7 protein-coding genes and 1 riboswitch are annotated in these 14659 nt (G+C 38.9%); of the genes, 5 read left to right on the top strand and 2 right to left on the bottom strand.

Annotated elements, in window-relative coordinates; all coding sequences use genetic code 11:
* Positions 1-119: 119 nt before the first annotated feature.
* Positions 120-4802 (top strand): 5'-nucleotidase C-terminal domain-containing protein, encoded by a 4683-nt coding sequence (locus tag BMW36_RS12410; RefSeq protein WP_089741576.1) that lies wholly within the window; start codon positions 120-122, stop codon positions 4800-4802.
* A 161-nt stretch (positions 4803-4963) separates the two neighbouring features.
* Here the strand turns inward: BMW36_RS12410 and metE are convergent, their stop codons facing one another.
* The gene (metE, locus tag BMW36_RS12405) at positions 4964-7255 is read right to left on the bottom strand and encodes a 5-methyltetrahydropteroyltriglutamate--homocysteine S-methyltransferase (protein ID WP_089741574.1); all 2292 of its coding nucleotides are present in this window, start codon (positions 7253-7255) and stop codon (positions 4964-4966) included.
* A gap of 26 nt (positions 7256-7281) precedes the next feature.
* Complete coding sequence (locus BMW36_RS12400; RefSeq protein ID WP_089741572.1) at positions 7282-9129, bottom strand: bifunctional homocysteine S-methyltransferase/methylenetetrahydrofolate reductase; 1848 nt, start codon at positions 9127-9129, stop codon at positions 7282-7284.
* A gap of 87 nt (positions 9130-9216) precedes the next feature.
* A riboswitch (SAM riboswitch) is annotated at positions 9217-9323 on the bottom strand.
* Positions 9324-9494: 171 nt separating this feature from the next.
* On the opposite strand from BMW36_RS12400, the gene BMW36_RS12395 reads away from it, so the two are divergent.
* The 4 genes from BMW36_RS12395 (at position 9495) to BMW36_RS12380 (ending at position 14501) form a co-directional block, all read left to right on the top strand.
* On the top strand, positions 9495-10061 hold the full coding sequence (locus BMW36_RS12395; protein ID WP_175480451.1) for a nitroreductase family protein: 567 nt from the start codon (positions 9495-9497) through the stop codon (positions 10059-10061).
* 282 nt (positions 10062-10343) lie between these two features.
* Positions 10344-11918 (top strand): bifunctional metallophosphatase/5'-nucleotidase, encoded by a 1575-nt coding sequence (locus tag BMW36_RS12390; RefSeq protein ID WP_483866644.1) that lies wholly within the window; start codon positions 10344-10346, stop codon positions 11916-11918.
* Positions 11919-12129: 211 nt separating this feature from the next.
* Entirely contained in the window at positions 12130-12915 is a 786-nt protein-coding gene (locus BMW36_RS12385; protein ID WP_089741566.1) for a LysM peptidoglycan-binding and 3D domain-containing protein, read from the top strand.
* Positions 12916-13211: 296 nt separating this feature from the next.
* Positions 13212-14501, top strand: a complete 1290-nt coding sequence (locus tag BMW36_RS12380) for a Gfo/Idh/MocA family protein (RefSeq protein ID WP_089741564.1) — start codon at positions 13212-13214, stop codon at positions 14499-14501.
* The last annotated feature ends 158 nt before the right edge of the window (positions 14502-14659 follow it).

Below are 14659 nucleotides of genomic sequence, written 5' to 3'. Positions count from 1 at the left end.
TTCAGAAATTAATGTGAAAGTAAACTTACATACTATTTACATTTAATTAATAATATAACAAATTTTAGCTGTTAGAATGTAGGTATAAACTATTTTAAGTAATAATAAGGAGGATTTTGATGAAAAGAGAGAAGAAATCAGTTGGTTTTTTGATCATTGCTTTGGTAGTCATGTTTACACAAATAACGAATGCATTTATTCCATTCATTAGTGTGAAAGCTGCAGAATCCGGGGCAAACACAAATGAATTGTTTATTTCGGAGTATATCGAGGGGAGCAGCTACAACAAAGCAATAGAGATTTACAATGGGACAGGCACTGACATCGATTTATCTAATTACAGTATTGCACTATATTCCAATGGGGCTGAACAAGTATCTCAATCTGCCACATTATCAGGTAATCTCGCTAGTGGGGAAGTGTTCGTTATATCACACAACCAGGCTGATGAGCCAATACTTGCAGTGGCGGATGAAACGAACAGTACGGTAATAAATTTTAATGGGGATGATGCATTTGCCTTAATAAAAGGTGATACCATCATTGATGTCATAGGAGAAATTGGGCTCCGTAATAATTTTGGAAAGGATAAAACATTAATCAGAAATGATAATGTCACAAGTCCTAATCCAGCCTATGATGCCGCAGAGTGGACAGATCAGGGGAAAGATTATTTTGAAAATCTGGGTGAACATAAAGCAGCTGTTGAAGAACCGGTGGATAATGATTCTACCATTCGTGAAGTAAGATCATTAGTTGGTGAAACAGTTACAGTAGAAGGCGTTGTTACAACATCTCCGGGAGCATGGGGCGGAAGTGGTTTCTACCTCCAGGATAATACGGCGGGCATTTATGTTTTTGAGGATGACTCTGTGACGCCAGGTAATGTAGTCAGAGTGACAGCAGAGGTACAGGAATATAATGGAGAGATTCAGTTAAGTAAGATTGCTTCTCTTGATGTTATTGGACAATCAGAAATTCCTGAAGGAAAGGAAATATCGCCGAATCAGGTAAATGAAACGAACCAGGGGCAATTAGTAATGGTGAAAGATGCGGAAATATCTGATTTGCAAGAAGTGAACAGCTACGGAACTTTTGAATTTAAGGCAACGAAAAATGGCGAATCGGTTCTTGTCCGAGTGGATAACAGGATTGGTTTAACTTATCAGGAGTTTGGATATCAGTCAGGAGACTCCATTAATATAACAGGTATTGCAAGTATTTATAATGGGATTTATCAGTTGAAGCCAACCAAAGCAAGTGACATACAGGCAAGCGAATCACCTTCTGAAAATCCGGAAGAGGAAGAACCTGGTGATGTAACAACCATTGCGGAAGCACGCCAATTTTCAAAAGGAAGTATAGCTACGATCGAAGGTGTCATTACTTCGGACAACCTGGCAAATCCAGCCAGCAGCCAATTGTCTGTTTATTTGCAGGATGGAACAGCCGGTATAAATATTTTCGTTTTTGACCGCGCTGGCTTCCCGGAATTACAAGAAGGTGACCGTGTTAAATTGACAGGGGAGATAGATATTTATAATGGGTTAACAGAAATCATTCCACAGAGTCCGGAAGATGTGGAAGTTTTGGCAAATAACACAGAGTTGCCCGAACCAGCCTTAATAACACTTGCTGATCTCAGCAATGAGGCAACAGTAGAACCTCTGGAAGGCCAGCTTGTTTCGCTTGCTGGTTACATCCAAAATATCCCGGAAAGTCCAGCGGGTGGCGGTTATAATATCTCATTAATGGATCAGGATTTCAATGGAACGACATTAAGAGTAATGGAAGGAACAATGGATGTAGAAAGCCTGGAAGAAGGAAAGTGGTATGATATTACAGCGATTTTGAGCCAGTATAATAGTTACCAGCTGCTGCCGCGGAATGCTGGTGATATTGTCTTGGCCGAAGATCAGCCTGAAGCTCCGGATGCCAGCGGGGAATATACTTCCACGGTAGAGTATGTCACAGATGGTGATACCATTCGTTTAACAACACCAGTATTAGGCGCGGACCGCGTTCGTTTTGTTAACATTGACACACCAGAAACAAGTGTCCCTGGTGCGAATGGGGCAGATGAAGCAAATCAGAAAGAACATGGTGAAAATGCGACCAACCGTTTAAAAGAGTTGTTACCTGAAGGTTCAAAAGTCACTTTGAAAATTGGTCAGGAACCTGCCGATGCGTATGGAAGATTATTAGCAGAAGTAATAAATGAAGATGGAGTGAATACGAATCTTCAGCTTGTCGAAGAAGGTTTGGCAACAACATATTTCATCTGGCCAATTGGTGATGAGGAAACATACCAAACTTACCAAAATACAGTGAAAACAGCGATTGATGCAGGGTTGGGGATTTGGAATTCAGAGAATCCACTAAAAGAATTACCTTTTGAATACCGTGCAATTACCGAAGGTGGGGATTTCCACCGGTATGTCGGTAATTCTGATACAAAGAAATATGTTGAGCCAGCAGAATATAACCAAGTTCCAGTAGAACACCGCATTTTCTTTGCAAGTGCTGAAGAAGCAAAAGCACAGGGGTATACAGCAGCTGTTGGTGAACCGGTCGGAGAAGTGCTTGATGTTCAATTGCTTAGTATGAATGATCTTCATGGCAAAATTGATCAGCAGTATGAATTAGATATTAATGGTGACGGAGAAATTGACGGAGTATACGGCAGGATGGATTATGTCGCAGCCTATTTAAAGGCTCGTGATCAGCAACATCCTAATTCTCTTATTGTCCATGCAGGGGATATGATTGGCGGAAGCTCACCAGTTTCCGGCCTGTACCAGGATGAACCAACAGTAGAAATGATGGAAGAGATCGGTTTTGACTTTGGTACAGTAGGTAATCATGAATTTGACGAAGGTACTGCCGAATTGTTGAGAATGGTAAATGGCGGAGAACATCCGGAAGGTTTAGGGACAGAAAATTATGATGGCATGAATTTTGCTAATCTCTGTGCAAACTGTGTTTATAAGGACTCAGGTGAAACGGTTTTACCGCCGTATGCCGTCACAGAAATTGATGGAGAAAAAATAGGGTTTATCGGGATTAATACACAGGCATCTGCAGGAATGGTAATGCCTGCAGGTATTGAAGACATTAAATTTACGGATGAAGTAACAGCGGTTAATGAATCTGCAGCTGCATTACAGGCAGAGGGTGTGGAAGCTATTGTGGTCCTCGCACACATGCCGGCTGAGCAGGATGGAGACAGTGTTTCAGGGGAATCGGCCGACCTTGCCAGAAATGTAAATGATGCAGTTGACATCATTTTTGCGGCACATAACCATCAGGTAGTAAATGGCGTTGTCGATAATAAATTAATAGTCCAGGCAAGTGAATACGGAAAAGCATTTGCGGATATTGATATTCAAATTGACAGGGAAACAGGTGATATTGTTAAGAAGGAAGCAGAAATCGTATGGGTTGATCAAAGTCAAATAGAGCCAGATTCCGCAGCTGGTGCGATTCTTAATAAATATCAGGAACTGATTGAACCGAAAATGAATCAGGTATTGGGATATAATGCACAAGATTTAACAGGTGATTATACAAATGATGGTGATCATGGATTAGGGAATTTAATTGCAGACGGAATGCAATGGGCAATGGATGCAGATTTCGCTATGATGAATGGTGGAGGAATTCGTGACGATTTATTAGCAGGTGAAGTTACATGGGGTGATCTTTACAATATTATGCCGTTTGGTAATACACTTATGAAGTTTGAAGTAACAGGAGAAGACCTGTATACCATTCTGGATGCACAGCTTTCACCAGTATATGGTCCAGATTACAGTGTTGCTGGCTTACATTATAAGTGGGATACAGCAACATCAAAAGTAACAGAAATCACATTACCTGATGGAACACCGATTGATAAGACCGCAACTTATACGTTGGTTGTAAATAACTTTATGGGTACATCATCAGGTGATAAATACCGCCCAATAGGGGAACTTGGAGAAAATGAAGAGATGGGACCTGTTGATTTAGATGCATTCGTTGATTATGTCCAATATTTAAATACTTCAGAAGGGAATCCTCTTGTGATCGGCCCGCAAGGGAGAATCACTGAATCTGGAGATGAACATGAAGAGGATTTAGGGGCAGTATCAATAGCTGAAGCAAGAAATGCAGCAATCGGAACAAAAGTAACTGTTGAAGGAGTTGTGACTACAACACCTGGTGCCTGGGGAGGAAATGGCTTTTACATCCAGGACAAAAAGGCAGGAATTTATGTGTTTGGTGATGATAAGGTATCACCAGGAGATATAGTAAAAGTCACTGCAATTACTGGAGAGTATAATGGTGAAAAACAATTAGGTCAGGTTTCCTCCATTGAAGTTATTGGACAGGATGACCTCCCGAAACCGAAAATTATACACCCAGGTAAATTAAATGAAAGTAACCAGGGTCAACTTGTAATATTGAAAGGTGTTACTATTACTGAATTAACAGAAGTTGGGACTTACGGAACATTTGAGTTTATTGCAAAAAAAGGCAATAAATCAGCAGTTGTACGTGTGGACAATCGTACAGGCTTGAGTTATGAGGACTTTGAGTATGAAAATGGTGACAAGGTTGATGTTACTGGGATAGCAAGCAAATTTAATGACACCTATCAGTTGAAACCAACAAATTCATCAGCTATTGTATCAGCCAAAAGAGGAAACCCAGACTGGGGGATTGGCGAAAATCCGTTTAAGGAAGAAATAGATTCCTTTGTAGATGAACTGACTGATTACATTTTTGGATTGTTAGATTGGTCTCGCTTCCCAAGATAAATGCAAAAGATGAGCCTAAGCTAAAGTAAAAACCGAACTATGATCGAATGTCTGTGACATTCGAGTAGTTCGGTTTTTCTTGTTCGTTCTTAGGGGTCACGTTATTGTAGTACCCGGCTTGCTATACAATACAAGGGATGGCACCAGGTATAGCAGATAAATTATCCGCTAACCTTTGCAGTAACTTCTTCACGGACTTGCCTTGCGGCTTCAATCATATTGCGTAATGCGGCAACAGTTTCCTCTTTCCCCCTTGTTTTCAACCCGCAGTCAGGATTAATCCAGAACTGTTTTACATCGATCGTACGCAAAGCTCTATCGATATTCGCTTTAATTTCTTCTACACTAGGAACTCGTGGGCTGTGAATGTCATAAACACCTAAACCAATTTCTTTGTCATAATCATTCACCTCAAAAGTATCAATTAATTCCCCATGACTTCTTGATGTTTCGATGGAAATCACATCAGCATCCAGTGAATCAATAACTTCAAAAATTTCACTGAATTCTGAATAGCACATATGTGTATGAATTTGTGTAGATGGTTTTACTGATGAAGTAGATATTCTGAAAGCCCTCGTTGCAGCATCAAAATATTCCGGCCATTTTAAGTGATCAAGTGGTAAGCCTTCACGCAATGCAGGCTCATCAACCTGAATAATGTTTACACCCGCTTCTTCAAGTGCTAAAACTTCTTTCTCTAATGCTAAGCCAATTTGATCCTGAATAGTAAATCGAGGTAATTCCTCATGAACAAATGACCAATTCAGAATAGTTACCGGTCCTGTCAACATGCCTTTTACTGGTTTATCTGTAAGTGTTTGGGCAAAAACGATTTCCTTTACTGTCATCGGTCCGCCCCACGAAACATCGCCTACAATTAATGGTGGTTTCACACAGCGTGACCCGTAAGACTGTACCCAGCCATATTCTGTGACAGCAAAACCGTTCAGTTTCTCACCGAAAAACTCTACCATGTCGGTACGTTCAAATTCACCATGAACAAGTACATCTATTTCTAACTCTTCCTGAATTTCAATCCATTTCTTCGTTTCTGATTCAATGAATTTATTATACTCTTGATCGGTAATATCACCTCTCCGCCATTTTGTACGAGTTCCTTTTACTTCACTCGTTTGCGGGAGACTGCCGATTGTCGTTGTTGGCAGTAAAGGTAAATTCAACTGTTTCTGCTGCAGTTTTATTCTTTCTGCAAAAGGCAATGCTCGTTTTACTTCTTCGTCACCAATCTGCTTCAGTTCCTCAGCCACCTGATGGTTCTGGCGGTAAGGTGATTCAGCGAGTACGGTTCTTGCTGTTTTACTTTCATTCAGCTCACTTTCTACTGCAGCTTTTCCTTCGTTCGTTCCTTTAACTAATATTTGAATTTCCGCCAACTTCTCATCAGCAAAGCTCAATCCATCAAGAATCACCTGGTCCACTTTCTTTTCCGTTTTCTTCGTAACAGGTACATGCAGTAAAGAGCAGGAAGGCTGGATAATAATTGTATCTGCATCTGTAACGGATTGAATCTCCTGAATTAATGATAATTTGCTGTCAAGATCTGAGCGCCACACATTCCGGCCATTAATAATACCTGCAGCTAATATCTTTTCTTTCGGAAAGCCCCATTTTTTTATTGCCGGTAAATGGTCACCGTGAACAAAGTCTAATCCGATTGCAGTGACAGGCAATTTAACGACTCTCTCGTAATGCTGTACTGTTTCAAAATAGGTTTGCAAAATAATTTTCGCTTCAGGAACCTCAGCGGTTATTTTCTGATATACTTTTTCGACTAGCGCGATTTGATTTTCTGACAGGTTCGTACCAAGGACAGGCTCATCGACTTGGATCCACTCTGCTCCAGCTTCCACAAGTTCCTGGAGAACCTGGATATATAGCGGAATAAATGAATCAACAATTGATTCCAAATGTCCGGAATCATATCCTTTTGATAATTTTACTAAAGTAACGGGTCCGACAAGTACAGGCTTCCCATCAATGCCTAGTTCTTCCTTAGCTTCTTTGTAATAAGTTAATGCACGGTTCTCTACTAATCTAGGTGTTACATCATTTAATTCAGGAACAATATAATGATAGTTGGTATTAAACCATTTCGTCATTTCGGCAGCTACAGCCTCTTTGTTTCCTCTGGCAATAGCGAAATAAGTATCAATTGACTGTTCATCTAAATGCTGAAATCTCTTAGGAATGATACCGAAAGAAAAGGCAGTATCAAGTACATGGTCATAGAAAGAGAAATCTCCAACAGGGATAAGGTCAATGTTAAGTTCCTGCTGTTTCTTCAAACTGGCAAGCCTTAATTTTTTTGTTTGCAATTTTAATTCATCTGCTGTAATTTCACTTTTCCAATACGATTCCAGCGCTTTTTTCCACTCTCTGTCTTCCCCGATACGAGGGTATCCTAAATTCGAACTGATATATGTTGTCATGATAACACACTCCTATAATTTGTAATTTAATGTAGAATTTTTCTCTCATTATTCACTTTTATAATATATTTGGTTAATTTTGTCGTAATTTGATAATGCATGAATGGCGTAATTAAGTAAATTCCATTAAAATAGTTAATAGCTGTGTCGATTAATTCTTTAGCAATTTGTATACCTTCTTGTATTGCATCATTGCGATTGGAATGTGCTTGCATTCTTGCCCTTACTTCATCAGAAAGCTTCATGCCAGGAACTTCATGATGAAGAAATTCGGCATTCTTATGCGACACTAATGGCATAATTCCTATGAAAATCGGTGTGTTTAAGTGTTTTGTTTCACGGTATAAAGCGATAATCTGTTCATGGTTAAAGATTGGCTGGGTTAGGAAGTAATCTGCACCATGTTCGATTTTCTTTTCCATCCGCTTTACAGCTTTTTCTAAGTTGGCAACATTCGGGTTAAATGCTGCAGCAACTTGGAAGTTTGTTTTTCTCCGCAATGACGCACCAGAAAAGGATAGACCCTGGTTACATTGTTTGATCAGGCGGATTAATTCAAATGAAGTGACATCAAAAACAGAAGATGCACCAGGGAATCCGCCAATTCGGGTTGGGTCACCTGTTATCGCCAAAATATCATGGAAATCTAATGTATGCAGACCCATGAGATGTGCCTGTAGTCCAATTAAGTTACGGTCGCGACAGGTTAGGTGAATGAGCGGTTTCACGTTAAGATTCAGTTCTTTCATTTTCATAGCCATTGCAAAGTTACTAATTCTTGGTGTTGCAAGCGAGTTGTCTGCTAAAGTAATGGCATCGACACCAGCTTTCTCTAATTGCTTCACACCTTCAATAAATTCATCAATTTCTAAATGTTTAGGCGCATCCAATTCGACAATAACTGTCTGTCTTTCCTTAACAGTATCGAGTATGGTAGGGTTATGATCTTCTTGTTGAGGTTCGTCTCGCGTGATAATAAGCGGATTTTCTTCCTTAATTTCTTTCCTTGTAACTGGATCGAGTCCGTTAATTCCTTCTTTTAGTGCTTTAATATGTTCTGGTGTCGTCCCACAACATCCGCCAATAAGCCTTACTCCCTGATTGCGAAACTTTATAGCACATTGTTTGAAATAATCAGTTTGTTCACTGTAAACAAGTCTGCCATTTTCATATGCAGGCAAGCTGGCATTTGGAAAAGCGGATAAGTAAGCTTTATCAAGTAATGGGACACTTTCTAGTGATTCAATCATATGATGTGGTCCTAAACGGCAATTTATCCCAACAACATCTGCTCCTAATTCCTCTAATTGATAGAATGCATCTGTTAACGGGGTGCCATTTTCCAGGATTCCGGGCTCATGCATGGACACATTGGTTATGACAGGAAGTTCGGTTTCCTTTCGAACGATTTCTAAAACGGTACGTAATTCTTCCAGATCATAATACGTTTCCAATAAGATTCCGTCTACACCTTCCAATAGTAGTGTAAATAACTGTTCTTTAAAACTGCGGGTGATTTCTTTTTTTGATGTAATTAATTTCTGTACACCCCGGATGCCTCCGATTGTTCCTAATACAAATGTATTATTCCTTGCTGCTTGTTTAGCAATTTGCACTGCTTTAACGTTAATCTGGTGAACCTGTTCCTCTAAACCGAAACGTGAGAGTTTAATATAGTTGGCACCATATGTGTTTGTTTGTATGATGTCCGCACCTGCTTCGATATAAGAACGGTGTACCTGCAGAACTTCTTCCGGCTTTGAAACATTGTATGATTCAAAACATTGATCTACGCCATGTGCATAAAGTAATGTCCCGATTGCCCCATCAGCAATCAGGATTTTTTCCTGTAATTCTTTCTGGAGACTTTTCATTCTTTTCACCTCTTTTCTATTTCCGAATAAATTAAAAAGGGCCTTCATCCTTGATTGATGAAGGCCCTTAATGGGAATAATCCTTGTTCCTCATCTTTCAAGCATCATTTGCTTGCTGGAATTAGCACCTTGTCTTTAAATAGACGGTTGCTGAGGTATCACAGGGCCAGTCCCTCCACCTCTCTTGATAAGAGAATGCTATAAAGTTTTCGCTGTCAACATATTACATGATTTGAAAATGTTTATCAAGATATTTTTGAAAAAATTTGAATATTTCACCTAAAAATATTAATATCTTGTTTTCAAAAAAAGAATATGTTACCATTGAAAATGATTCTCAATTAAAGTCGGAAAGGGGAATGGGTATGAATCTCAAACAGCTGATTAAAGAACGTCGCTCAATTTCTATATATAAAGAAGAACCGGTATCCGCAGACCTTATGAAAGAATTACTGAATACTGCTGTCTGGGTACCGAATCACAAAATGACGGAACCTTGGCGTTTTGTTTTTGTCAATGGAGAAGCAAAGAGGAAACTTGCAGAAATTAACCGTGAAATAGCAAAAGAGAAAGCGAATACTGCTCCAGTAGAGAAGCTGGATGAAATAGGAGAAATAGGCTATCAAAAAATAATGAAGGTACCTTTTATTATTTTTGTTATTAATAAGATTAATCCAATTCAGAAATTAATTGAGGAAGATTATGCCTCTGCCAGCTGTCTCATTCAAAATTTTAGTTTACTAGCATGGGAAGAAGGCATGAGTGTATTTTGGAAAACGGGCAAATTGACTTTTTGTGAAGAGACAGCCGAATTAATTGGCTTAAAAGACGATGAACGTGTGGTAGGATTATTGCAGGTAGGATATCCTGCGAAAGACCAGACACCTGTTCCGAGAATACCCGCAACAGAACGAATTACAGAATTACCGTAACAATAACCACATCTTATCAAAGGTGTGGCTATTTTTTTATTGATTAATAATTTTGGTCAGTGGGGAAAAAGAACGGTGAATCTTGAGATATACATAAAAAGATGCCGATGAAAAGATTCATCGGCAAACAAGAAAAAGGGGCTATCATTTTGTGAGAAAGCAATCTTTGCAGCATTGCTCAATTTGGAACACTCTTAATATATCAAATGAATGAAAACCTGGTGTTAAAACTAAGTAAAGATAGTGTAAACTTTTTCCTTATCAGCCTATTTCTTCGCTATAATGAGAGAAAGGAGTGATCACATGCAGAAACTGTCAATTTGTATAACTAGTGATATACATGGTTATATTGCGCCGGTCAATTACAGGGATACAAAAGAGGAAAACCAGGGACTTGCTAAAACAGCAGCTATTATAAAAAAGATAAGAGCAGAGAACCAGGTTGTTTTATTGGATAATGGTGATTTTATTCAGGGAAGTCCATTTACATATTACTTTGCAAAATATCATAAAGAACAAACGAGTCCATTAGTTGATATTGCGAACCGTTTACCCTACGATTTCTCTGTCTTCGGAAACCATGAATTTAATTATGGGTTGGATTATTTAGAAGCGACTGTGGAGCAGGCGGAATTTCCATGGCTGTCAGCTAATATTCTAAATAGCAAAACGAATGAACCCTATTTTGGAAAACCGTATGTTATAAAAGAAATTGATGAACAGAAAATAGCATTTATCGGAATTACGACACACTATATTCCTAATTGGGAGGATCCTGACCATATAAAAGGATTAGTTTTTGAGGATGCCTGCACATCAGCAAAAAAATGGGTAAGTAAAGTCAAAGAAATAGAAAAACCTGATCTCGTGGTTGTTTGTTATCATGGTGGTTTAGAAAGAGATCCTGACAATGGAGAACCGACTGAGCCGCTTACTGGTGAAAATCAGGGTTATCAGATTTGCCAGGAGGTGGATGGAATTGACATACTTATTACCGGACACCAGCACAGGTTAATTACGACTAAAATAAACGGTGTCACAGTTATCCAGCCAGGTAGTAAAGGACAGGCAGTTGGAGAAGTGTCTGTTGAGTGGAACGGTGGGGCAGTAACTACTATCGACAGTAAGCTTCACTACGTGACAGACGAGATTGAGGCAGATGCCGAGATTATAGAATTAATAAAAAACGAGGAAGCAAGAGTACAAGAGTGGCTCGATCAGCCAATAACAACTGTAGATGGAGATATGCGTATCCATAGCACTTTTCAGGCTCGGGTGAAAGAACACCCTTTTATTGAATATATCAATTTATTGCAAATGGAAGCAGCGGGAGTAAATATCTCCTGTACAGCACTCTTTCATGACCAATCCCCTGGTTTTCCTGCAAAAGTTACGATGAGAGATATTGTTTCTAACTATATTTACCCGAACACACTGAAGGTATTACGCTTGAAAGGGCAAGATATAAAAGATGCATTGGAATTATCAGCAAGTTATTTCACAATAGACAGTAATGGAGAAATAACGGTAAACCCAGCATTCATTGAACCGAAACCGCAACATTATAATTATGACATGTGGGAAGGAATTACGTACGAATTAAATATATCACGCCCTGAAGGCGAACGTGTAACAAAGCTCAATTACCAAGGAGAAACGCTGGAATTAGATAAAGAATTTGACGTAGTAATGAATAATTACCGTGCAAGTGGCGGAGGAAACTATTTTATGTTCCAGGGAAAAGAGATAGTCAAAGATATTCCGATTGATATGACAGAACTAATTGCTGATAACTTACTTAAAAAGGGAAAGTTAACAGCTTCATGTAATCAGAATTATTCTGTTGTTAGTGATTAACTGGTAAATAATAGATTAGAAATTTAGTAAAAAAGTAGAAAATATTACATCTTGACGTATAAAAACAGGAAATGTTGCCCCATAATGACAAATGTGACAAGCATCTGATTATAACGTAATCTTTGTTACAGACTCTTAATTTCTCTGTAACCACAAAGGGTATTCTTTTATGTTATATTGTAGCTTGTCAACATGAAAGGAGGCAACATGGATGAAAAAATTATTATTGTCCACAGCGTTTATCGCTACTAGTTTTCTAACTATCGTTCCATTAACGACATTGTCTGCAGCTGAATACGAGGTAAAGCAAGGTGACAGTTTATGGGATATTGCGGAGGAACATAATACATCTGTTGCTAAATTAAGAGAAATGAACAGCTTAGAATCTGATATCATTATCCCTAAGCAAATTATAAATATAGAAAATGAAATTACTTATACAGTGAAAAAAGGTGATTCATTAAGTGAGATTGCTATAGAACATAATGTAACTGTAGACGATATCAAAGAATGGAATAACCTTGAGACTAATTTAATTATTGTCGGTGAAGAATTATCAATTAAAGAAACGGATGGGGAAGAGTCGCAAAAGGAAACTGAAAATAACAGTGAAGCGTCGGTAGAAGCTACACCGGTGGCTACAGACCCAGCCGAAATAAAAACAGCTGAAGTTGCTGCACAGTCATCAAACGATCAGGAACAATCAGGCCAGACAATTAATGTAACAGCAACTGCCTATACAGCGAAATGTGCTGGATGTTCAGGTGTGACAGCAACAGGAATTAACTTGCTGGAAAATCCAAATATGAAAGTAATTGCTGTCGATCCAAACGTCATTCCGCTCGGTTCGAGAGTATATGTCGAAGGTTATGGTGAGGCAATTGCTGGCGATACCGGTGGTGCAATTAACGGTAATAAAATTGACCTTCATGTTCCAACTAAGCAAGATGCGCTCAACTGGGGCAGAAGACAAGTACAAGTAACTATATTGGACTAGCTGTAACGCCCTCTCAATTTTGAGAGGGTTATTTATTTGTTTTAGGGAAGCGGATTTTCGGCTTCCTATAATACTTTTACCCATTTCACATAAGTGTAATCATCTAAAATGATAATCTTCCTTAATACTAATAACCCCGCATTATCCTTCTCCAAAATCAAAGATATTCAAAAAAAGACAAACAAATTCAAAGATTAGTAGTTGCTATTTTAGAATAGATGATTTATAATAATAACAACGTTGTTATTATCCTTATATTTTTGCAAACGATTACAAAATGGGTGGGAGTGTTTTCTTTGAAGAAAAAATATGTATTAGTTGGTACTGGCGGTCGAGCAGAATTTTTCTATGGAGCAATGGTACGGGACTTCCAGGAAACATGTTCATTAGTTGCATTTTGCGATTCAAACCAGACGAGATTAAATTATGCGAATAAATTATTAGAAGAAAAGTACAATGTGGAGAAAATTAACACATATACTGCAGATCGCTTTGATGAAATGGTTGAAACGGAAAAACCGGATATTGTCATTGTTACATCTGTGGACAGAACACATCACCGGTATATTATTCGCGCGATGGAATTAGGCTGCGATGTTATCACTGAAAAGCCTATGACAGTTGATGCGGAAAAAACACAGGCGATTATAGATACAATTGAACGAACAGGACAACAAGTTCGTGTGACATTTAATTACCGTTATGCCCCTCATAATACAAAAATTCGGGAATTAATCCGTGACGGGGTAATTGGTGAAGTAAATTCTGTTCACTTTGAATGGGCATTAGATACTCAGCATGGTGCAGATTATTTCCGTCGCTGGCACAGGGATAAACGGAACAGTGGAGGGCTTCTTGTTCACAAATCAACTCACCACTTTGATTTAGTGAATTTCTGGTTAAATACGGAACCCGAAACTGTTTATGCAACAGGCGGACTTCGTTTTTATGGCAAAGAAAATGCGGAACGCCGCGGGGAAACGAAATTTTATCAGAGAGCACATGGCAGTGAACATGCTAAGAATGACCCGTTCGCAATTGATTTAGAAGCAAATGAACATTTAAAATCAATGTACTTAGAAGCGGAAAAGGAAGATGGTTACCAGCGTGACCAGAGTGTTTTTGGTGATGGAATTAATATTGAAGATACATTAGGTGTTGTCGTAACCTATAAAAATAAAGCCATTTTAACTTACTCATTAAATGCCTACTTACCGTGGGAAGGGTTCCAGATTGCTTTCAATGGTTCCAAAGGACGGATTGAAGTGCAAGTACGAGAACAATCCTATATCAACTCTGGTGGAGAAAAAGGGGATGAAGGTAAGTTAAAGGAAAAAGTTCTCCGCGTTATCCCAATGTTTGGCGAGCCGTATGAAGTAGAAGTGGAAGAAAAAGAAGGCGGTCATGGCGGCGGTGATCCGGAATTATTAAATGATCTGTTCGGTGTGCCGAAAGAAGATGAATTTAACAGAGCTGCCTCCCATATCGATGGAGCAATCTCTATTCTTACAGGAATAGCTGGAAATAAATCACTGCAAACAGGCCAGGCGGTTAAAGTAGACGAACTGGTAAATTTAAAGAGGTAAGGCGGACTGCAGGTCTGTATCAAAAAGGAGATTCGTAGTTTCGAATCTCCTTTTGTTTCTTCATCATTATTTTCTTCTATTCCTCAATCTCGATGGTTTCCTCACCGGCGGATTGACTTGAATTGCTATAGCCAATAACACTAAAGCTTACTATTAAT

The organism is Gracilibacillus ureilyticus (assembly GCF_900111195.1).
GTDB lineage: Bacteria > Bacillota > Bacilli > Bacillales > Amphibacillaceae > Gracilibacillus > Gracilibacillus ureilyticus.
This window is presented reverse-complemented; position numbering and strand designations above follow the sequence as displayed.

Bases quoted from the DNA above. Each gene is read 5' to 3' on its own strand.
- BMW36_RS12410 (WP_089741576.1), top strand. From the start codon at position 120: ATGAAAAGAGAGAAGAAATCAGTTGGTTTTTTGATCATTGCTTTGGTA.
- metE (WP_089741574.1), bottom strand. From the start codon at position 7,255: ATGACAACATATATCAGTTCGAATTTAGGATACCCTCGTATCGGGGAA.
- BMW36_RS12400 (WP_089741572.1), bottom strand. From the start codon at position 9,129: ATGAAAAGTCTCCAGAAAGAATTACAGGAAAAAATCCTGATTGCTGAT.
- BMW36_RS12395 (WP_175480451.1), top strand. From the start codon at position 9,495: ATGAATCTCAAACAGCTGATTAAAGAACGTCGCTCAATTTCTATATAT.
- BMW36_RS12390 (WP_483866644.1), top strand. From the start codon at position 10,344: ATGAGAGAAAGGAGTGATCACATGCAGAAACTGTCAATTTGTATAACT.
- BMW36_RS12385 (WP_089741566.1), top strand. From the start codon at position 12,130: ATGAAAAAATTATTATTGTCCACAGCGTTTATCGCTACTAGTTTTCTA.